This window comes from Microcoleus sp. B3-D7 (assembly GCF_036705305.1).
Lineage (GTDB): Bacteria > Cyanobacteriota > Cyanobacteriia > Cyanobacteriales > Microcoleaceae > Microcoleus.
Genome location: NZ_JAUBUE010000003.1, coordinates 110,896 through 130,872, shown reverse-complemented (window position 1 = coordinate 130,872; position 19,977 = coordinate 110,896). Strand labels below are relative to the sequence as shown.

General features: G+C 46.6%; 20 protein-coding genes. 11 read left to right on the top strand and 9 right to left on the bottom strand.

Annotation, left to right across the window (positions count from 1 at the left end; genetic code table 11):
* From QUB25_RS03705 to QUB25_RS03690, 4 genes are all read left to right on the top strand, one after another.
* Positions 1–851: calcium-binding protein (locus QUB25_RS03705; protein WP_333182048.1), on the top strand; the 851-nt coding region annotated here is incomplete at its 5' end.
* 534 nt (positions 852–1,385) lie between these two features.
* On the top strand, positions 1,386–2,375 hold the full coding sequence (locus tag QUB25_RS03700; RefSeq protein ID WP_333182047.1) for a threo-3-hydroxy-L-aspartate ammonia-lyase: 990 nt from the start codon (positions 1,386–1,388) through the stop codon (positions 2,373–2,375).
* 295 nt (positions 2,376–2,670) lie between these two features.
* Positions 2,671–2,976: a small RNA NsiR4-regulated ssr1528 family protein gene (locus QUB25_RS03695; protein ID WP_190744918.1), complete on the top strand. Its 306-nt coding sequence runs from the start codon at positions 2,671–2,673 to the stop codon at positions 2,974–2,976.
* A gap of 82 nt (positions 2,977–3,058) precedes the next feature.
* Positions 3,059–3,289 (top strand): hypothetical protein, encoded by a 231-nt coding sequence (locus tag QUB25_RS03690; protein WP_333167662.1) that lies wholly within the window; start codon positions 3,059–3,061, stop codon positions 3,287–3,289.
* A gap of 261 nt (positions 3,290–3,550) precedes the next feature.
* On the opposite strand, the gene QUB25_RS03685 is transcribed toward QUB25_RS03690, so the two are convergent.
* The 6 genes from QUB25_RS03685 to deoC all read right to left on the bottom strand — a co-directional run bounded on the left by QUB25_RS03685 (position 3,551) and on the right by deoC (position 9,957).
* Entirely contained in the window at positions 3,551–4,468 is a 918-nt protein-coding gene (locus QUB25_RS03685; protein WP_333182046.1) for an NAD(P)H-dependent glycerol-3-phosphate dehydrogenase, read from the bottom strand.
* 111 nt (positions 4,469–4,579) lie between these two features.
* The gene (locus QUB25_RS03680) at positions 4,580–5,008 is read right to left on the bottom strand and encodes an NUDIX hydrolase (RefSeq protein ID WP_333182045.1); all 429 of its coding nucleotides are present in this window, start codon (positions 5,006–5,008) and stop codon (positions 4,580–4,582) included.
* Between the two features lie 90 nt (positions 5,009–5,098).
* A complete protein-coding gene (locus tag QUB25_RS03675; RefSeq protein ID WP_333182044.1) occupies positions 5,099–6,325 on the bottom strand; it encodes a glycosyltransferase family 4 protein in 1,227 nt (408 codons plus the stop codon).
* Between the two features lie 27 nt (positions 6,326–6,352).
* A complete protein-coding gene (locus QUB25_RS03670; protein ID WP_333182043.1) occupies positions 6,353–7,924 on the bottom strand; it encodes an MFS transporter in 1,572 nt (523 codons plus the stop codon).
* Between the two features lie 231 nt (positions 7,925–8,155).
* Entirely contained in the window at positions 8,156–9,031 is an 876-nt protein-coding gene (recO, locus tag QUB25_RS03665; RefSeq protein ID WP_333182042.1) for a DNA repair protein RecO, read from the bottom strand.
* Between the two features lie 245 nt (positions 9,032–9,276).
* Complete coding sequence (gene deoC, locus QUB25_RS03660) at positions 9,277–9,957, bottom strand: deoxyribose-phosphate aldolase (protein WP_333182041.1); 681 nt, start codon at positions 9,955–9,957, stop codon at positions 9,277–9,279.
* Between the two features lie 414 nt (positions 9,958–10,371).
* Between deoC and QUB25_RS03655 the strand changes: the two genes are divergently transcribed.
* A complete protein-coding gene (locus tag QUB25_RS03655; RefSeq protein ID WP_333035674.1) occupies positions 10,372–10,734 on the top strand; it encodes a hypothetical protein in 363 nt (120 codons plus the stop codon).
* 354 nt (positions 10,735–11,088) lie between these two features.
* Positions 11,089–12,111, top strand: coding sequence for a tetratricopeptide repeat protein (locus QUB25_RS03650; protein WP_333182040.1), 1,023 nt, complete (start codon positions 11,089–11,091; stop codon positions 12,109–12,111).
* Between the two features lie 90 nt (positions 12,112–12,201).
* On the opposite strand, the gene QUB25_RS03645 is transcribed toward QUB25_RS03650, so the two are convergent.
* The 3 genes from QUB25_RS03645 to QUB25_RS03635 all read right to left on the bottom strand — a co-directional run bounded on the left by QUB25_RS03645 (position 12,202) and on the right by QUB25_RS03635 (position 15,094).
* Positions 12,202–12,948, bottom strand: a complete 747-nt coding sequence (locus tag QUB25_RS03645; protein ID WP_333035678.1) for a hypothetical protein — start codon at positions 12,946–12,948, stop codon at positions 12,202–12,204.
* Positions 12,949–13,523: 575 nt separating this feature from the next.
* Positions 13,524–14,246 (bottom strand): pyridoxine 5'-phosphate synthase, encoded by a 723-nt coding sequence (locus tag QUB25_RS03640; protein WP_333182039.1) that lies wholly within the window; start codon positions 14,244–14,246, stop codon positions 13,524–13,526.
* Between the two features lie 62 nt (positions 14,247–14,308).
* Positions 14,309–15,094 (bottom strand): nucleotidyltransferase domain-containing protein, encoded by a 786-nt coding sequence (locus QUB25_RS03635; RefSeq protein WP_333182038.1) that lies wholly within the window; start codon positions 15,092–15,094, stop codon positions 14,309–14,311.
* Between the two features lie 98 nt (positions 15,095–15,192).
* Here QUB25_RS03635 and QUB25_RS03630 point away from each other — a divergent pair, with 98 nt between their 5' ends.
* The 5 genes from QUB25_RS03630 (at position 15,193) to QUB25_RS03610 (ending at position 19,847) form a co-directional block, all read left to right on the top strand.
* A complete protein-coding gene (locus QUB25_RS03630) occupies positions 15,193–15,333 on the top strand; it encodes a hypothetical protein (protein ID WP_333182037.1) in 141 nt (46 codons plus the stop codon).
* 32 nt (positions 15,334–15,365) lie between these two features.
* Positions 15,366–16,226, top strand: a complete 861-nt coding sequence (locus QUB25_RS03625) for a Tab2/Atab2 family RNA-binding protein (protein WP_333182036.1) — start codon at positions 15,366–15,368, stop codon at positions 16,224–16,226.
* Between the two features lie 461 nt (positions 16,227–16,687).
* Positions 16,688–17,983, top strand: a complete 1,296-nt coding sequence (locus QUB25_RS03620) for a TldD/PmbA family protein (protein WP_333182035.1) — start codon at positions 16,688–16,690, stop codon at positions 17,981–17,983.
* 34 nt (positions 17,984–18,017) lie between these two features.
* Positions 18,018–19,145 carry a GDSL-type esterase/lipase family protein gene (locus tag QUB25_RS03615; protein WP_333182034.1) on the top strand — a complete coding sequence of 376 codons (1,128 nt, stop codon included), beginning with the start codon at positions 18,018–18,020 and terminating at the stop codon, positions 19,143–19,145.
* 306 nt (positions 19,146–19,451) lie between these two features.
* A complete protein-coding gene (locus QUB25_RS03610; protein ID WP_333182033.1) occupies positions 19,452–19,847 on the top strand; it encodes an HAD hydrolase-like protein in 396 nt (131 codons plus the stop codon).
* The last annotated feature ends 130 nt before the right edge of the window (positions 19,848–19,977 follow it).

Here is a 19,977-nt window from a genome sequence, read left to right as displayed (position 1 = left end):
ATTCTACAACTGCTGGTTTCTTCGCCTTTACGAATGCGTCGAACGAAACGGTGTTGTATTTTGACGCCAACGGTACGACTGCCGGCGGTTCTACCTTGATTGCAAATCTGGGTACTGCTGCTAGCAATCTGGGAACGGCGGACTTTGTATTTACAGGTACTATCGCCTCTTCTCCTGCTGGTACTACCAACTCAGGCAGCGTTGTGGATTTAATCACTAATCCCGGTACTTTCCCGACAAACGGAGTTAACAATTTCGGTTCAGGTGTTGGCGGTTACAACTTCACCACTCCTGTCTTATTTACAGGAAGTGCGACAGCTAATAACGTCACCGGCACTGAGTTTGCTGACATCTTGAACGGCGGATCGAGTGCTGATATTTTCGACGGCGGTGCAGGTAACGACAGCATCTTCGGCGCCGCGGGTAGCGATACTCTCAACGGCGGCATCGGGAATGACACTTTAATCGGTGGTGTGGGAACCAATGTTCTCAACGGCGGTGCTGGTTTGGATGTGTTTGTGTTCAGCGGAACTACTGCTGACGGCGGGGATGTAATTACCAATTACAGCACTGCTGACGATCTAATTAACCTCGACAGCACTGGGTTTGCAGCCTTTACAACCGGATCTGGGCCTTTGGGTTCGAGTTTCTACGCTTACAGCAGCACAGTGTCTGATGTAACTGTGTTTGAAGCAAGTTTAACCGGGCCGTCCATCATGGCTATCTACGACGGTTTGTCTACTAAACTGTATTACGATAGCAACGGTTCTACGGTTGGTGGTAACAGTTTGTTTGCCACTGTCGATGTCAATTTGGGAGTTTCCGGTAATTCTGAATTGTTCTTGTTCTAAACGGCAAGAATTCTAATCGGGATATCGGTACGGTTAGGGACACAGCATTGCTGTGTCCCTACAATACAGAGGTAAGGACATAGTAATACTGTGTCCTTTTTTTTTGTAATTGTTAAACAATTTAGTCGCTATTTTTTGGGTAGGGAAATGGCATTGCCGTGTCCTCTTTTGCGTTGTTGTCGATGGTTGGAGTCGATCGCACTCGCGAGGGCAATTTCACCATCCAATCCGGTTTATTTTACCCGTTACCCGAAATCTGGATACAGCGCCGTGCCATTTGCATACAATTAATAGGGATGTGGTTAAATTTGTATTCATTAATCCCTCTCCTATGCAAGTAAAAACGCCACTTTACTTTTTGATAGTAAATTGTCATAACTTTGATTTTAGTCAACAGCTTTTTTAACCATTAAGTGCGACACCTAATAATTCTTATCCTCCAAAATATAATAAAAATTTATAATTTAATCGTAGGAGTGAAGCGGGCCATGCCCCTCCTACAAATAAAGTCCTCGATCGCCCCATCTAAAATCTATGAGTGCCCCATTGAGTACCCAAAATCCCTTGTCAGTCTCTTTCGCCGATGTGGAGGCGGCGGCAAAGCGTTTGCAGGGCAAAGCTTTCAAGACGCCGGTGCTGACTTCGGAAACTTTCAACAAACGCACAAATTCTCAGGTATTTTTCAAATGCGAAAACTTTCAGCGGACGGGTTCGTTTAAATTTCGGGGTGCTTGCAATGCTTTAATGCAGCTATCTGAAGCCGAAAAACAGCGGGGTGTGCTGACTTTTTCTTCGGGAAATCACGCGCAGGCGATCGCCCTGGCGGCGCGGTTGCTAGAAATTCCTGCTACTGTTGTCATGCCTGCTGATGCGCCCAAAGTCAAGCAAGAGGCGACTCGCGGCTATGGTGCGGAAATTATTTTGTACGATCGCACTCAAGTTGCGCGGGAAGAGCTCACCGCCAAAATTGCCGAGGAGCGACACTTGACAATTATTCCTCCTTATGATGACGCGCGGGTGATTGCGGGACAAGGTACGGCGGCGCTGGAATTAATCGCAGAAGTTGGGGAGTTGGATTTGCTGTTAGTTTGTTGCGGTGGCGGGGGTTTGCTGTCGGGATGCGCGATCGCAGCAAAAACTTTGTCTCCGCAGTGTAAAGTAATAGGAGTAGAACCCGAGCAAGCAGACGATGCTGCGCGATCGTTCCGCACGAAAACGCTACAAACTGTTACTAACCCGGATACGATTGCTGACGGTGCGCGCACGCCATCTTTGGGGAAATTAACCTTTCCTTTGGTGCTGCATTATGTTGATGATATGGCAACAGTTTCCGAAGAGGCAATTCGCAGTACAATGTTTTTTATGTGGGAACGCATCAAGATAGTTGTTGAACCGACAGGAGTGTTAGCGGCGGCGGCTTTGTTGTCAGGTGTTGTGAAGGCTGAAGATGCGAGGATTGGCGTGATTGTTAGTGGGGGAAATGTGGATTTGAGCGAAGTAGAGCGGTTTTTTCACTATAATTAAGTCTGCCACTTTGTTAGTTCGTCAGTCCGAAAGTCCCCCGGCGTTTAAACCTGTGTCTAATAGCAAAAGCCCTCTAAAAACGACTGGAAAGGATTTTTTATTTTTATATTTAGTCCACTGAAGTGGACTTGCTTTGTGAGACGGGGTTTAAAAGCCCTGGGGGACTTCCGCGCAAACGCCAAATATTCTTGCAAACGTCAAATATTCATGCAAACCCCAAATATTGACAAATTTGACCAAATTAAAGAGTGATCTGATAAAATGCTTCCACAACAAACTTCGGTTTAATAGCACAATGTCTTCAGAAACAAACTCAGCGGCTCAATCTACAACTGGTGCAGATGCGATCGATGTTGCGATCGCCTCGGGAATCGACTTTGACGGTACTCCGATTCCGCAAGCAAAATTAGACCTCTACCAGCAAGTAATGGGATTAGAAGCCGGCAGACAGCGCAGTGGCGTGTCAAATACAATGCGATCGCGCATTGTCCGAATCGGTGTCAAACATCTGCCTCAAAACGAGCTCGATAAAATGCTCGTTGCTGCTGACTTCGCACCGCTGAAAGATAAAGAAGTTGCGTTTTATTACGGTGGAAAGTAAAAATTATCTACCCTTCTAGATAGATGAACAGTCATCCCCGGATCGGTGAAAATTGGCACAAATCCTAGCAGAGGGTAAGTTTATGAGCACTAACGGTAGTACAGTCATCAGCAACCTCGAGTACGATTTGTTAACAGTTTTGCAAAACAAGTCTGAAGCTTTGAAAGCCTACGACGCTTACATGAAAGATGCTCAAGAAATGGGTTCTCAGCCTTGTGCTGAGCTGTTTCAAAAATTGCAGCAAGCTGACATGGAGCACGCGCAGGAAATTCGGCAGCACCTTCAACAGGTAATGCAGCAAGGCAAGATGTAAAGCTGGTTCAACTAGCTCTGCAAATTATGAGTTATGAGTTAAGTAGCAGCTATGAGTTAAAGAGTTTTGGATTCACAACTCATCTTCAATTCCTTAAACTCTTTATCTACCGAGCGAGCAAAACATCAATCTGACCGCTCAACCAATGTCGCTTACAACTCTTAATTCATAACTAGCAACTGGTGACACCACTTCTTCAAACTTCAGCTACGGGTAGGGGCTTAGGTTTTGCTTAAGTCCTTACCTATCTACTGGTACAGGTTATAAAATCTCTGGTTTCAAAGCTCGTTCCATCAGCGATAAAACGGCTTGCTCGGCAGTAATTTCACCATTTAATAAGCGATATACTTGACGAGAAACAGGCACTTCAATGCCGCGTTGATTTGCCAAATCAATCAACACATTAGTAGTATTAACACCCTCAGCAGTGCTCTGCAATTCCTGCAAAATTTGCTCCAAAGATTTGCCTTCAGCTAATCCGAAACCAACCCGATAATTACGCGATAAAGGACTGTTGCAAGTAGCGAGCAAATCTCCCAAACCAGACAAACCGTAAAAAGTTTCGGCGCGAGCTCCCAAACGAACTCCCACGCGAATCATTTCCGGCAAAGCGCGAGTCAACAAAGCAGATTTAGCATTAGTTCCTAATTGTAAACCGTCGCAAACTCCAGCAGCGATCGCAAATACATTTTTCAAAGTTCCACCTAACTCAGTCCCCAGCGGGTCTTCATTCACATAAACCCGAAAAATATCAGAACTGTAAATATTTTGCACTTGCTTGGCCGCGGCTAAATCCGAACTCGCCGCTACCGTTGCAGCCGGCAATCCCTGCTGAATTTCCTCAGAAAGATTGGGGCCGGAAAGTACCACAATTGAATTGTTAGGAAAAGCATTTTGCCAAATTTGAGACGGAGTGCGCGTACTCGCCGGGTCTAAACCTTTGGTGACAGTAACTATAATTGTACTGGGACTTAACTCTAAAGCCAAAAGTCGATCGACCGTTGCTCCAACTCCTTTCATCGAAACTGCCGAAACAACAACATCCGCACCTGTTATAACTGATTCTAGATTAACAGAACTGCTGCGCGACCACAAATTAACTCGATCGCCTTTTTTGCCTCCCAGATTTGCCAGTGCCGAACCCCAAGCACCTCCGCCTAATATTGTCAAGCTTGGCATACAATTTAGTTTAATGAATTTAACCGCAGATTAACACAGATAAATCACAGATAAATCATAGCAATCAATCTGCGTTAATCCGCGTGCATCTGCGGTTAACAAATCCTCACCCTACAAACGCGGCCGCAATCCATAATGACGGTAACGCCAATAATCTCGTAAAATGCGATCGTGATCGAAACATAATTGGTGGGGAATCTGCCAAGATTCAAAAATCTGTAAATTTTTAGCATCGTCGGCAGCTTGAGGTTCGCCCGTTGCAGAAGCCAAAAATACAATACTGATAGTGTGTTCGCGGGCGTCGCGATTTGGGTCGGAATAAACGTAAAATTGCTCAATTAATTCTACATTCAAACTCGTTTCTTCTAAAGCTTCGCGTTTTGCCGCCGTTTCTACCGATTCTCCGTAATCGACAAAACCGCCGGGAAGTGCCCAGCCGTAGGGAATATTGCGGCGTTCGATGAGTATGATCGGCCGATGGGGGCGATCGGCTAATTCGATGATAATATCAACTGTAGGAGCGGGATTTTTGTAAGTCATTTGCAAAGGAAGAAGGAAAGCACGACACGGATTTTGACACGGATACACGGATTAATTTCAACGGGTTCGGAGTTCCTTCTTCCTGCTGAATTATGCTAAACCGCGAATTAGTACGCGCTGCTTTTGCAAAACCTCTGCATACAGCTTTTCCAACTCAGTAATATTCTGACTGAGAGTGTATCGCTCCATCGCTCGTTGGCGTGCTTTTTGACCAAGCAGCATTCCCAACTCAGGATGGTCGCAAAACAGCGGCAGCAAGGTTTGCAACTGACTCCGTACCCGCTGAGTGTTCAAAACTATCCCCGCGCCTTCCTCCAAGGCCTCGCCGTCAGCACCGGCATCGGTTGCCAAACAAGCTAAACCGCAGGCCATCGCTTCTAGCAGCGACAGCGACAGTCCCTCCACCAAAGAAGGCAAAATAAATACGTCTGCACCCCGCAGAATTTCGATCCGGCGTTCCTCCTCGGCGACAAATCCGAGCCACACAATGCCATCCTCTTCGCCGTAAAACAGTTGCAGCGAGGCGGCTAGGGGCCCGTCGCCTACGATCGCCAATACGTTTCTAGGGCCAAAATTACAGTGTTTCCAGGCCTTGAGCAGGGCTTCTACATTTTTCTCCTGGGCAATGCGGCCTTGGTAAACAAAAATTCGATCGGCCTTTAATTCCGACTTCAACCCCGAAGGCCCTGGAGAATATTTAACAGCATCCACGCCGTTGGGAATTACAGCCACCCGTTCCTGTGGCACTCCTAACTTCACCAATATATCCCGCTGAATCTGAGAAAAAACGATCGTCGAGTCGTAGTTCGCCAAAAACGGAGCGTACAGTTGATACATCAGGTGTTGCGTTCCCGATGTCAAATTTCGCAATTTGCGATCGAACGGCGGGTGAAAAGTCGCCACTAGAGGCAAATTCAATTCTTGACAAATTTCCGGCAGCAGAAAGTCTAGAGGTGAAAGCGTCAGGGAAGCGTGAACCACATCGGGTTTCAGCCGCCGCAGAGATTTCATCAGCACTGTGCGGGACTTGAGAGTGGGAATCGTATAAATTTGCGATTTGTAGTGACACGGTAAAGAGACTTCGTTGCAACTAGCGGACGAAAGCGAATTGGTATATGAGGTTTGAGCAATTCCCTTTCCCCATGAACCATTTGCCATGTTCCACGCCGTATTGTTCCTGTCCAGTGGGCCCGCTTCTTGGGCGAAGTGCAGGAAACTAACCTGGTATCCCCGGTCTAATAGTGCGTTGGTGACTTCCCTGGAGTAAGTGACGTTACCGCAAAAAGGTGATTTTTTTCCTAGCCAAGCGATGTGCATTCCAGTAAATCAGAGTTTGTTATTTATTTAGATTCGATCGACTTTGCTATTAGTGCTACGGGAAATATACCAGGTTAAGACACCCCCAGCGATCGCTAATCCTGCTAAAGCCAAAAATACTGTCGGCAAACCCAGAAAAGTTTCTGCTACCCCGGCCAAAGCCAACGGTAAACTCAAAGCGATATTAGTGGCATTGTTTTGCAGCCCGAAGACTTTTCCCCGCATTTCTTCTGGAGTTTCTGCTTGAATTGTAGTCTGCATCGGCACTCCCACCAATGAGGCAAATAAACCCAACAGAGTAATGAACAGCACCGAGAGCCACAAATGGTGTGTAAATGCAGAAAGGCCCATCAAAGCAAGTGCCATGCCGATCGATCCGATTAAACTCAGTTGGGAGTGAGAAAATTTATGGCCTAGATAGCCGACTGTCGCTGCCCCAGCAGCCATGCCAACCCCCACCGCCGCCAGCAAAAAGCCAAATTGTGATGCTTTCATACCGGGGAGGATTTCTGCCAGCCGAACTGCTAGAACTGCTAAGGCTGCAAAAATGGAAAATAGAATAATTAGTTGAATTAAAGCATTGCGGACTTTCGGTTGATCGTTGATGTAACGCAGGCCATCTCGCAAATCTGCTAAGGGGTGCGGCGGTTCGTGTTCGACTTCGTTTTTTTCGCCTGTTTTCATCGACAGCAACAGCACTCCGGCGAAGGCGTAACTTCCGCCTACTACTAATTCTTTGCCGATGCCGAGTCCGCCGCCGAGGTTGGAAAATAGGGTGTCGGCTAAAGCTAGTAAGGGTTCTCCGACTGCAAAGCCAATAATCACCGAACCCATCATGGTTGTGGTGTAGAGCGAGTTTGCTGATAGCAGGTGGCGGCGTTCCACAATTAGGGGAATCACTGACTGTTCTGCTGGGGCGAAAAATTGAGTTAGAGTCGAAACGAGGAATGTCACTAGCAGCAGCAAGCAGAATCCGAGCGGCAGTTGACCGAGTTCCCACCCGTCAGAGAGCCACAGCAGCACGGGCAATGTTAAAACAAAGCCTCCCCGCAGGAGGTTTGTGGCTACGAGCACTGCTTTTTTCGACCACCGATCGACATACACGCCTGCGGCAGCCCCGAACAGCACTGCGGGAATGGTAAAGGCGATCATGATTGCCGATACCCACCTGCTGATGGTTTGATCTGGCGCTTGAAAGCGGCTGGCCACGAGGGCGATCGTCAGTACGAGATAAACTTTATCTGCTAGTTGGGAAAAAACTTGCCCACTCCACAATGCTAGAAAATTTGGGTTTTTAAGCACTGGCAGAAATCCCGTTTCTTTTTCGGGAGTTTCGGCTACTGCTTCCGAGACTTCTGCTGCTGGCTCTGGTGTGGGAACCAGGGGGATTGCTTCGGGTTGTGGGCTATTGCCGTTGGTTGACTCTGTTTTGGGAGTTGTGGGGTATTTATCCATTTCTGGGTCTGGGACGTTGCTCCATTGTCGATCGGCGGAGACGGGATAAGAGTCAAAATCTGGAAAATTTTCTCGTTCTTCCATCTTGTGGTGGGTCACAGCTAACACAGATATTCTCAAATCAGAATCGGACAGTCGCATCATAGGATTTGGGGTGGATGGCCTGGGATGGTGGAGGTTGGGGGGATGGGAATTTGAAATTGAGGTGTTAACCCCTAAGTTTATTAATAATCTCGTAACTTTATCTCTATCTATTATCTGATGTCGCAACAACCTTGAGAATTTACCTGAAATGGTCGGCTGGTTCGGGTATCCGGCAGGTTGGGGGTGCGATGTACGATCGCCCGTTCACCTATTTAAGTCAACACTCAAAATTTAAAACTCAAAACTCTCTAGGTAGGTGTCGATCGAGCTTCCCGATCTAATCGTGCAACCTAAATGATACTGGGCATATTGTCGCAAAATATTTTCTACTGATACCCAAGTTGTTCTATCGGCAATCCCCTCTCCTAGTTCTGGACTAGCCAACTGTTGCAGCGCTGCTAATTCCTTAGCATTGATCTCAAAATTTGTCAAGTGCTTGCTTCCATTCGTTTGCCGGGAACGGGAGGCGGATTTGTACAAGCTACCGATTTCTGAAGAGAGTTCTGCCTCTAGGTTAGCTAGCTCGGGCAAGCTGAAGGTTCCCCCAGAGGGTATACTAAACCCGGTTTGCCAGTTCGGATCGGTGAAATTTGGGATGAGCGGCCCTCTGGTGGCGCAGCAAACTTGGACTTGGGGCGCGAGGCCTGCTAAGGCTAGCAGGTGAAAAATGCCGTGGCTGAGGTGGGCGACAAGCACGGCGGCGGATTGGATTTCTGTGCGATCGGACAAACGCTCCAAACGGCTCAAATGTTCGCCCAGCAACCAAAAGAGTTCTTCTTGGGGCTCATCGGAAAGGGCGCTGGCGATCGCCAATTCGGCCAGATATTGCGCGGCGGAGAGTTTCCCGAGGTTGCGGCTCAAACCCGGATGGGATTGTACCGTGTCGGCTTGGGTAATTTTGTCGAGCGATCGGCCTTTGGCAATTAGCAATTCGTTAACGACAAATAATTCGCTTCTACCGCCAATGGTCGATCGTTGTTTGCGAACACCCGGTGCTACGGCTCGAATTAAGCCGAATTCCCGCGTCAAAATTGTCAGCACTCGATCGGATTCGCCCATGGGCGCACTCTTAAGATTGATTCCAGTTGCTTTGTAAGTTCGAGTCACTCGATTTTAGATTTTAGAGTTTAGATTTACTACATTACTTCCGACAGTTTCATTGTCATCGTTGGTCGATCGACCTGGAACAGTCATTCTACAGTTGGCAATCAAAAACTGTCCGAAGTATTGTTATTAGACAGTAGCAAAAACCGTCCAGGACGCAGAAGTTTTAGTTGTATGGTGCGTAAGGGCGCACCAATTCCCAATTAGCCATTGCTAATAATTAATAATTAATGACTAATCACTAATCACTAATGACTTTTATCTAAATTATCGCGCTGGCGGATTAATTCTGGGCCACGAGAAGTCCCCAAACGAGTTGCCCCAGCTACCACCAAATCTAAAGCTTGTTCGTGAGTACGAATTCCGCCGGCCGCTTTAATCCCAATCCGTCCCTTCGTAACTTCTTTCAGCAGTCGCACATCGTCAACTTTCGCCGGGCCAAAAAAGCCAGTGTTGGTTTTGATGTAGGCGGCGCCGGCTTCCATGCAAATCTCAGCCGCTAATTGTTTTTCGGCATCGGAAAGGAGCGAACTTTCGATAATTGCTTTAATGGTGAGATTAGTTTCTTCGCAAATTTGGGCTAATTCCCGGTGGAATTCGTCGATTCTTCCAGCTTTCAACAATCCTAAGTTAACGGAGACATCTAACTCTACGGCTCCATTATCTGCTGCTTCTAGAGCTTCGTAAACTTTCACCGTTGAAGTCGAAGCACCGGTGGGAAAACCTATAACTGTACAGACTTTTGGACGTTTGCCGTGCAGCAGCTCAACTGCTTGTCGGACGTAGGCGGGATACACGCAAACTGTGACAAAGCCAAATCTCTCTGCTTGTTGGCAACAGTATTCTACTTGCTCTGGCGTGGCGGTGGGGTCGATCAGGCCGTAGTCGATCAAGGGGGCAATATCGATGTCTGCCTGGTTTGCAGCCATTGCTGTTTTTTCTCCGAAGTAACTACTTCCTTATTATGTAGCGAATTTACCAATCTTCGGTCGAAAGCGCCCGGGTACAACCTCCCGGATTCATCCGTGAGGTCGCTTTCTCCAATTCTTCAATCTAAAATCTAAAATCTAAAATCTAAAATCGATTGACTTTACGCCCGGTTCTAGCAAGTATAAATACTCACTTGGCTCGTAAAAATTCTTGTGGGAATTGGTTTACCAATTTGTTTCAAAAAATAATATTTTGGTATCTGCCTTTAGATACATTTTTGATCTTTCTTTAGGTATACTTTGTTAAAAGGAGTTACGGTAGAGCCTGCGTCAGCTACGCTAGGGCAGAGCCTGGTAGCGGCTACTGTTTTTACTTTTAGTAGTGCTTTAAAAACATAAAAGCCAGTGCCAAGCATGAATCATTTAGAACTCGAACAAGAAATTGGGAAGATGGCTAGAGCGATGATGACTCGCAATAGCTTAATTGGTAAGGATTTGATTGCGGATCTCAGAGGGCGGCTGTCAGTTGACAGTGTAGCTGCTTTGATGATTGTCAGTATTGAGCGTTTGATTTGGTATGACTGCGAGTCCGTGATCTGGAGTTTGAGTTATTTGATTCCTGCTGACGTGATGGAAGAAATTCGCCGGATTACTGCGCTGGTTGTTTGCCAGCGGTTGATGGGCCAGGGTTTTCTGCTGGGGAAAGATTTTAGTATTGATGCAACAGGCCAGTTGCTATTGAGTGAGAATGCTAAAACAGCGGTTGTGGTTGCTTGAATTGGGCAACCAGAAGTAGAAGCTATTAGCACTGTGAGATTTGCAGTTAGACTTGGGGCGCCCTAGGACTCTTTGTGTAACTGCAAACCTAATTCGGGATGCGGTGGTAAGAGTTGCGCGATTCACGCAGAGTTAAGATTCGCAGCAGCTCTAAAAAACGATGAGTGCGGTTAGATGAAAGAGCTTTTTACCAGAGGAAAATAGTTAGGTTCGACCGCAAATTGTTGAGGTTGTTACGGGTAGTGTGTACGGGCGATCGCCCTGTATCAAAAGTTTCCGATTTTTAGTGGAATTACAGTTTTACTCCCAGTAGGATTTCAGCTAGAATCATCCTTAAGATAGATACGAAATATTATGAACTTAATTCAAAACTTGGAAGCGGCTTGGTATTACCATCTGGGTTCGCGCCACCTCGAAGCTAACGATGATCATGGTGCTCTGGCGAACTTTAACAGAGCTTTGAAGTTGCAATCAGATCATTATAAGGCTTGGTTCGGCCGAGGTATGGCTCTGGGGAAATTAGAACGGCACTTAGAGGCGCTGAAGAGTTTTGATGAAGCCTTGGCGGTGGAGCCGAATGCGAGCTTTGGCTGGCACAACCGGGCTATTGCTTTAGGAAAGTTGGGCCGCTGGTTGGAGGCTCTCAACAGTTTTGACCGGGCTCTGGAGTTCAGTCCGTGCGCGGCGAGTATTTGGCACAACCGGGGACTGACGCTGATCGATATGGGGCTTTACGAGAAGGCGGTTCTGAGTTTTGATCGCTGTTTAAATTTGTACCCGGAGGCTGCTTGGGCGTGGTACAACCGAGGTAATGCCCTGTTGGAACTCAAGCTTTACTATCAGGCGCTTAACAGTTTTGACCGGGCGATCGAGTTTAAGCCTGACGACGCGAAGGCTTGGTACAATCGCGGTATAGCTGCGAACTCTATGGGACTTTACAAACAAGCAGTGGCTAGTTTTAGCCGATCGATCGCTCTACAACCGGGCAGAGCCGAAGCTGTGGGCGAACGGAGAGTTGCTTTGGAGAAATTAGTAGGTTTAAACCAGAGAAATGGCAAGTTTACTCCCACATCTGAGCGTCCCTTTGAAGATTATTTAATTTGGTACAACCGGGGTGTGGAATTGGCACGAAAAGGCTGCTACTCTGAGGCGATTGCTTGCTACGAAACAGTCTTAGAAATAAATCCTGATTTTGCTAACGCTTTTTACAATAAAGCTTGCTGTTATGCGCTATTGGGATTTGCTGATTTGGCCCTTGACAATTTGCAGCGAGCTGTTGAGTTTATCCCTAATTTATACCGAGAGCTAGCTTTAGCTGACTCGGATTTAAGCTGCATTTGGAAACAAGAACGTTTTGAAGCGCTGATCCAAGGTTGATTTTACGCAAAAAACAGCTCGCCAATTGGGCGAGCTGTTTTTTTTTGGCGACGCAAATTCGATCGCCCGACAGTATTTGTGCAATCTTTGCTATTGCACAGAAACTCGGATTGAAGACTTGACCGGCCTCTTGGCAACTACGATTACCCGATAGATACCGGAGTCGGGGAGTTGAGCAAAAGTTTGACCTTCGCCTTGATCCAGGAGTTGTCCCGTCGGAGATTCGATCGCCAGATCTAGATTTTTGTTGCTAGCTGTCACCCTAATTGTCTGTCCCTGCTTGCCTTGAAGCGTAATTGGCTGGATTTGGTAGCCGGACATTTTGAGTTTGATGGTGGCTTGTTTTTCCTTGAATGCTATGGGAATTGCGCGATCGGGCCTATAAGTCCACTTAGCGTTAAAGTCGCGTCCGAGTACGAAGCTGGTGGTTTCACCTTTCGGGGTAACTCGCACGCGATAGATGCCGGACTCTGGCAACTGGCCCATCCACTGATTGTCTGCTTTTTCAATAACCCCCATATTTTCACCATTGGGACTGTACAGTTGGGCTGTGAGTTGTCCCGCCCACAGGGAGAGAGTGAGTTCTCGCCCTTTGACGCCTTCAAAAATGTAGGTGGTGGGTTGGTTGATGGTTTCTCGGATTTCCGAGGTTGACATTCGCTTGATCGGTTCGAGGTTGGGAACTGATTCAGAGGTAACGGGTTTGTTAAGGGTTTCTGTAATTTCCGAGGCAGCCATCAGCTCGCTCGGTGCAATTTTGGGGGCTACTGGGCTGGCAAATACTGATTTTGCCGTCATCATGAGTAGCATTCCAGTCAGTAAAATTAGTTTTTTCATGTCGCACTTCCGAGGGGGGTAAGGAATTGTATATGGTTACTTGTGTTTGCCTGTTTTCACCGGATTAAATCGGGCGATCGCACAGAGGCTACAGGAGGAGATAGGATACACGTAAATATCCCGTACTTGCACAAAACCTGCTGGTAGCAAATTGGCAGTGCGGGAGCTAAGTAGTAGCCTCAGTTTGTCGGGACATTTTAATGATACTCCTTACGGATAATATCATCACAGAATATTAGTAATTTGGTCTAGGAAAATTAAAGCTTTTTCCGAGGTTCTTGCTCAAGAAATGCCCACACCCAAAAAACGCGGTGTCTGGCATTCTGGCTCTGCCTTGCTACTAGAAAACGGCTAGCACCACCACGGGGTGACAGCCCCTAGTGTTACTTCATTTTTGACGAGCGCCTAATTATATAGGTCGCTGCGAACCCCACCTTACCATATTTGTAGCGTGTCAAACCATTTTTTGCGTAAGTTTTGATACTGTATGTTGGCAGGGCGGATTTAGTTTTTATATTTGATAAAAACGAGTTTATTACTGCCAAATCCGCCCTGCCACCCGAGGTTAATTTGTACTACGAACCTGCCAGAATTTTTAGGTAAGCTTGTACTGTGTTGGACAAGCCCATTTCTAGCGCTTCCGCAATTAAAGCATGACCAATTGATACTTCGAGTATATCAGGAATAGAGCAAAATTTAGCTAAGTTTTGCAAATTTAAATCATGTCCGGCATTCACCCCTAAACCTGCTGATTGAGCGGCTTTAGCTGCTAAGACATATTGTTGAAAAACAGATTCTACTCTACCTTCGCGAAAAGCAGTTGCGTAGGGTTCCGTGTACAATTCTACTCTGTCTGCTCCAACTTCTTTTGCTAGCGGCATGAGAGCAGCATCTGCGTCCATAAACAAGCTGACTCTGATGCCGTTGTCTTTTAATTTTTGAATGATTGGTAACAGCCGATCGCGATTTTCGGGAATATTCCAACCGCTATCGGATGTTAGCACGTCGGGAGCGTCCGGCACCAAGGTACACTGAGCCGGTTTTACGTCGCAAACTATATCCATAAATGGCGGCTGAAACGGATTTCCTTCGATGTTGAACTCAACGGTTAGCATTTTAGCTAATTCATAAATATCGGCAGCTTTGATATGTCTTTCGTCGGGGCGGGGATGGACTGTAACGCCATGAGCTCCGGCAGCAATTACTGTTTTTGCGGCTTCCGTAACGCTGGGGATACCGATGTTTCGAGAGTTTCTGAGGAGGGCAATTCTGTTGATGTTGACGCTGAGTTTTGTCATGGGATGTTAATCTTTAAGGTAGATGCTACTATATTAATCGCTTTCGGTACGAAATATTGAGCCTATTGCGCTACTGTTAGGGCATTGTCAGAGGAAAAATTAGCTTGTGCAAGCGGTAAAGTTTCTGCAAAAAAAACCTCAGCTATTTCCTGTTTTGCTGCCAAATCTTCAAGGTTGGCAATGCAGAAAAGCGGTGCGACGCGATCGACTATTTGGAGCGGAAAATCTCTGGTGAAATATTTTAGTTCAAAGTCGTATCTGTGGGGACGGTAAATCATGCCCAACAGTTCGACTAAGGGTAGAAGCGTCCAATTGTGATAGTTGCCGATCGCATCTACTAAATGTCCGCGATAAATCTCTTTTTTTACCAGAGGTTGCAGCAAAGTGAAACGGATTTTAAGGTCGTTGAATCTCAACTGCATTGTAGATAAATGTTTGCTTCTATCCAAAGGAGGCGGTACAATTAGATTAACTTTGTCAAAGGCGATCGGGACTTGTCCGTGTCTCTCTATTTCCAGAAAATCGTTGCGGCTGCTGCGCCGGAAAACCGCAAAATCAATTAGCAAAAAAGGCGGGGTTTCTTTCAGCCGCCAGAAGCACTGCGATTGACCGTGCCAAGCGGGTTCGGGAACTCGATATTTGAGTTCGATTTCGGAAATTTCTGCGAGGGCTTTTTCAACAATCTCAAATGTTTCTTCCACGCAGTTATCTTCAACCACAACCGCAATATCGAGGTCTGACCACTCGTCGGTGTATCCGTGGGCTGCTGAACCTCCTTGCCACAAAGCGAGAACAAAATCTAAAGGTTGTAAGGTAGAAACAATCTTTTCGAGAATGATTTGTCTCATGGAATCAAGCTATACTGTTTGTTTTCCCTGGCTTGCACAAGTTTAACAAACGATCGCGTGTTGAGATTGCTCCGCGACGGTTCTCCGAGGAGTTGCTAATGCTTCCGGTTCTGCACTGCTGCCAAAAATTACACTGGAAGCTGCAAGGGAAAGTGGCAATCTTTGGGAAAGTGCGATCGCCCGCGATTGAAAATCAGCCTTATATTGTCAGAATCAGAAACTTGCCCGCTGTCCGGTAACATGAGAAAGGATTAATTTTTAACAGCGCGGCATGGCTACTATTTGGGAACTCGACTTTTACAGCCGTCCAATCATAGACGAGCGAGAGAAAAAAAAATGGGAAGTGTTGATCTGCGAAAGCCCGCTGAATGTAGGCGACAAGGCCGAGTCTCTGTTTCGCTACTCGCAATTCTGCTCCAGTTCTACCGTGAATTCCCTGTGGCTGGCGGGTGCAATTAAAGAGGCGATCGCCGCAGCACCGAAACGACCCGAAAAAATCCGCTTTTTCCGCCGCCAAATGGCGAACATGATTACCAAAGCCTGCGAGGATTTGGACATTCCCGCAGCCTGCAGCCGCCGCACCCTCGCCCTCAGCCTGTGGCTGGAAGAACGGATGCAAGACGTTTATCCCGCAGAACCGGGCTATCAACCGGTTGTGAACCCAAGTGTTCAATTTATACCCGAAACGCCAGTTGCGCTGCCGGATGCTTTAATCGGCGAAAAATGGGCGTTTGTGAGTTTGCCGATCGCAGCTTTTGACGAAATGTCCGAGTGGGATATCGGATTTGGCGAAGCTTTCGGACTACCGATGACACGCCTCGCCCCAGAAACGCAAATTCCGGGACTAATTATCTACTCGTCGAGAGCAGCAGCCTTGGCAGGTTGGATGTCGGGTTTGGAGTTGGCTTTTCTGAAATTTGAGAGCGGCCCACCCGCTAGGCTGGTATTAGATACGGGAGCTAACGATCGCTGGATTTTAGCTAATCTCAGAGACGCAGCAACTGAGAGAGAAGCGAAAGGATTTGAAGCCGCTAAAAAGCAAGCAAAAAAAGTACATTTCTTAGCAATTCAGTCGAATCCCGAATCGGAATCTTTTGCAGGATTTTGGCTGCTGCACGAACTAACTATTTAGTAGATCGCTTGGCAATAACTGATATCGGGCAGCATTCCCAATCAGATTTAAGCAACCGGGTTTTTTCAGGAAAAATCTCGGCTTTGAGATCTGAACCGCAGCAAAAAAGTCGGTTTCTAACCGCAGCCAAAAACAGATACCTTCCCACGTACTCCTGTCGTGGAGATATCAAGATTTTAGATTCTAGTTCAAGTTCTCAGATTCACCTGTTGAGTAAATCTAAAACCTAAAATCTAAAAGCTAAAATCGACGCTAAGCGGTTGGCAAGATGCAAACAATCACAAATGCGTACAATATTGCGATCGCGCATTCTACCAGTTTCCCCAAAGAATCTAAATGTAGGCTCGTACTCCAAACCCATATCCAGTAAGTCCTTGCCAATTCTTTAATCGAAAATCGAAAATCGAAAATCGAAAATCGAAAATGGTATTACCATCGCCCATTACCAACCACCGAGAACAATGACCAATCAGCAATCAGCAGAACAACTGTTAGAACTAGCCACCAAAGCAGGTGCAGAAGCTGCTGAGGTATTGGAATCGCAATCGCTCTCACGGCCGGTCTTTTTTGAAGCAAACCGCCTCAAACAGCTAGAAACCGCCCAAGCAGAAGGCATTGCATTGCGGCTGTGGCGGGATGGGCGGCCGGGTTTGGCGGTGGCCTACGGGCCTGTGGAACTACAAATTTTGGTGGACAGGGCGATCGCGCTTTCGCAACTTAACGAACCGGAAACCATCGAACTCGGCACCGGTGAGAAAGTTGTTTATCCCGATCTCGGAGTGTCAGTGTCGGCCGAACAGCTAGTAAACTGGGGCAAAGAAGCGATCGCGATCGTCCGCGAAGCCTATCCCGAAAGCCTCTGCACCGCCGAACTCGACTGCGAAATCGAGAGCACCCGCTTGGTGAACACCAAAGGCTTGGATTCGAGTCACACCGACACCACCCTCAGCGGTTACTTATCAGCAGAATTAGTGCGGGGCGAAGATTTCCTCAACATTTGGGAAGGCGAAACCGAACGCGGTACTCTCGACTTAAACACCAGCGCCAAGCGGGTTTTGCAGCGTTTAGAATGGGCGAAAGACAATGTAGCCCCCGCCACAGGCCGCGTGCCGGTGCTATTTACAGCCAAAGCAGCCGATTTACTGTGGGGGACTGTGTGTGCCGCGTTGAACGGCAAACAGGTACTCGAAGGCGCTTCGCCTTGGAACGATCGATTAGGCCAACAAGTGACATCGCCGCTTGTCACCCTCTCGCAGCAGCCGGATATCGGGCCCTATAGCTGTCCGTTTGACGACGAAGGTACTCCCACTCGGGCGATCGTCTTTATCAACAGCGGAGTGTTGCAGCTATTTTATACCGATCGCACCACCGGTCGAGCCTTGGGCAGTGGCACCACCGGCAACGGATTTCGCCCAGGTTTAGGCAGCTATCCGACGCCGAGTTTGTTCAATGTTTTGATTAAACCAGGTTCGCTTTCGCTAATCGATTTAATCGCTAAATTAGACGACGGAATTGTAGTCGATCAAATGCTTGGCGGCAGTGCCGGAATTTCCGGCGATTTTTCGATTAACGTCGATCTCGGCTACCGAGTCAAAAAAGGTGAAATAGTCGGCAGAATCAAAGACACAATGGTAGCTGGCAACGTCTACAGCGTCCTCAAACAATTGGTAGAATTGGGAGGAGACTCCGAGTGGAACGGTTCTTGCCACACACCATCTGTAATTGTAGAAGGATTGTCCGTCATCGGCAAAAACTAAAGTCAGTTGGCAGTTGGCAGTTGGCAGTTGTTAGTTGTTAGTAGTCAGTTGTCAGTTATTAGTTGTTAGTAGTCATCAATCACCAGTCAACAATCAACAGTCAACAGTCATCAGTCATCAGTCAACAGTCATCAGTCAACAGTCAACAGTCAACAGTCAACAGTCAACAGTCAACAGTCAACTATTCCCAATTCCCACACATAATATGCGTATTTGTTTTATCGGTGATTCTTTTGTAAACGGTACTTGCGATCCAAAATGTCTCGGTTGGACAGGACGGATTTGCGCGGCCGCTTGCGGACAAGGACACGATATTACCTACTACAATTTAGGAATAAGGGGAGAAACCAGTGCCGATATAGAAACTCGTTGGTTCAACGAAGTTTCTCGCCGCTTACCTCACTATGGCGACGGCAGAATAGTATTTTCCTTTGGCGTCAACGACACTCACCTAGAAAACGAAAAAAATCGCATAGAAGTTGCAAAATCAATTGAAAATGCTCGCTCTATTCTCACGTCAGCCAAAGAAATATTTCCAGTATTAATGGTAGGACCCCCGCCAGTTATCGATGCCGATCATACAAGGCGGATTGCCCACTTATCCGAACAGTTTTCTCAAGTTTGCAGCGAGTTAAACGTGCTTTATCTAGATGTTTGTACCCCGCTGCAAAAATCGGAAATTTGGCACAAAGAACTTACCGAAAACGATGGCTCCCATCCCGGCGCCGCCGGTTACGCTGAATTGGCGAAAATAGTTCACAATTGGGATGGTTGGAAAGCTTGGTTTAAAAATATCAATATCTCAGATCAAGAAACAGTAACGCTGTTCCGAGCCGTAGGCAAAAAAGAAATGGAACTAATTAAAGAAAGCGATTTTCTGGCATTTCCGCCACGCTTATCCTTTCAGCCTACTTTTTATCCCGTAGTTCACAAAGCCTATGCCATACAAATAGCGCGAGATTGGAATACAAGAGATGCAGCATCGGGATATTTCGGCTATGTCACGCGCTTTCGGGTGGCGGCAGAATTATTAAAAAAATATCCAGTTCAAAATGTGGGCAGTTCGATTCACCAAGAATATTGGATTCCTGCAGAACAATTGGCTCAATTTAATCAAAATATTGTGGGAAAAATTGAAATTTTTGCGGAATATCAACCCTAAATTCGTAGCGAACCATGCTATAATTTAATCAATTTTAAATAGTGAGTTTTGACGGCTACGGCACTTTTATAGTTTGGGAAAAGGAGATATTACCCGCGTTGAAAAACTTGCTGTTCAATAGGGAAATTCATTTCAGCGATGACGGAATTTTAGAGCTTTTTACTGACCTTGAATCCGACCTATAAAACCCGAATAATCATTATATAAAATAGCAGGAGATAGTGCAAGAAATAGTCAAAAAAAATGGTCAAAAATTTATTTAATTTTTAACCCACAGAAACAGCCGCAGGCACAGAAATAAACTCTGTGGTTGATTCCATCAAAAATTGGCAACCATTTTCAGATACAGTTGCAGCCTGGGAAGCAATAAAGCATAAATACAAACTAGCAGTAATTTCCACTATTGACGATGGTTTGTTTGCTGTTACAGCCAAATATTTAAAAGTCGAATTCGACTGGTTGATTGCTGCGGAACAAGTGCGATCGTACAAACCGTCAACTCGCAACTTTGAAATAGCCCTAGAAACAATGGGAATTCCTTGCGAAAAACTGCTGCACGTTGATCAGAGTGTATATCACGACATTATACCCGCCGCATCCATGGGAATCTCAACGGTTTGGGTAAACCGCAGACACGACAAAACAGGATTTGGGGCGACACTGCCGGCCACCGGCCAGCCCGACTTGGAAGTGCCGGATTAAAAAAAAACATTGGTAGAGGTGATCAGGTAAATAATCCCAGACTAACGCAGATTAGTAAAGTTCATCTACGTTACTCTGCGTGAACCTCCGGTTAAAAATTAGTTATATTTTGCTAAGTCGAAGGATTTTT

What these genes read in the sequence shown, in the direction of transcription:
- QUB25_RS03700 (WP_333182047.1), top strand. Translation starts at nt 1,386, where the DNA reads ATGAGTGCCCCATTGAGTACCCAAAATCCCTTGTCAGTCTCTTTCGCC.
- QUB25_RS03695 (WP_190744918.1), top strand. Translation starts at nt 2,671, where the DNA reads ATGTCTTCAGAAACAAACTCAGCGGCTCAATCTACAACTGGTGCAGAT.
- QUB25_RS03690 (WP_333167662.1), top strand. Translation starts at nt 3,059, where the DNA reads ATGAGCACTAACGGTAGTACAGTCATCAGCAACCTCGAGTACGATTTG.
- QUB25_RS03685 (WP_333182046.1), bottom strand. Translation starts at nt 4,468, where the DNA reads ATGCCAAGCTTGACAATATTAGGCGGAGGTGCTTGGGGTTCGGCACTG.
- QUB25_RS03680 (WP_333182045.1), bottom strand. Translation starts at nt 5,008, where the DNA reads ATGACTTACAAAAATCCCGCTCCTACAGTTGATATTATCATCGAATTA.
- QUB25_RS03675 (WP_333182044.1), bottom strand. Translation starts at nt 6,325, where the DNA reads ATGCACATCGCTTGGCTAGGAAAAAAATCACCTTTTTGCGGTAACGTC.
- QUB25_RS03670 (WP_333182043.1), bottom strand. Translation starts at nt 7,924, where the DNA reads ATGATGCGACTGTCCGATTCTGATTTGAGAATATCTGTGTTAGCTGTG.
- deoC (WP_333182041.1), bottom strand. Translation starts at nt 9,957, where the DNA reads ATGGCTGCAAACCAGGCAGACATCGATATTGCCCCCTTGATCGACTAC.
- QUB25_RS03655 (WP_333035674.1), top strand. Translation starts at nt 10,372, where the DNA reads ATGAATCATTTAGAACTCGAACAAGAAATTGGGAAGATGGCTAGAGCG.
- QUB25_RS03650 (WP_333182040.1), top strand. Translation starts at nt 11,089, where the DNA reads ATGAACTTAATTCAAAACTTGGAAGCGGCTTGGTATTACCATCTGGGT.
- QUB25_RS03645 (WP_333035678.1), bottom strand. Translation starts at nt 12,948, where the DNA reads ATGAAAAAACTAATTTTACTGACTGGAATGCTACTCATGATGACGGCA.
- QUB25_RS03640 (WP_333182039.1), bottom strand. Translation starts at nt 14,246, where the DNA reads ATGACAAAACTCAGCGTCAACATCAACAGAATTGCCCTCCTCAGAAAC.
- QUB25_RS03635 (WP_333182038.1), bottom strand. Translation starts at nt 15,094, where the DNA reads ATGAGACAAATCATTCTCGAAAAGATTGTTTCTACCTTACAACCTTTA.
- QUB25_RS03630 (WP_333182037.1), top strand. Translation starts at nt 15,193, where the DNA reads ATGCTTCCGGTTCTGCACTGCTGCCAAAAATTACACTGGAAGCTGCAA.
- QUB25_RS03625 (WP_333182036.1), top strand. Translation starts at nt 15,366, where the DNA reads ATGGCTACTATTTGGGAACTCGACTTTTACAGCCGTCCAATCATAGAC.
- QUB25_RS03620 (WP_333182035.1), top strand. Translation starts at nt 16,688, where the DNA reads ATGACCAATCAGCAATCAGCAGAACAACTGTTAGAACTAGCCACCAAA.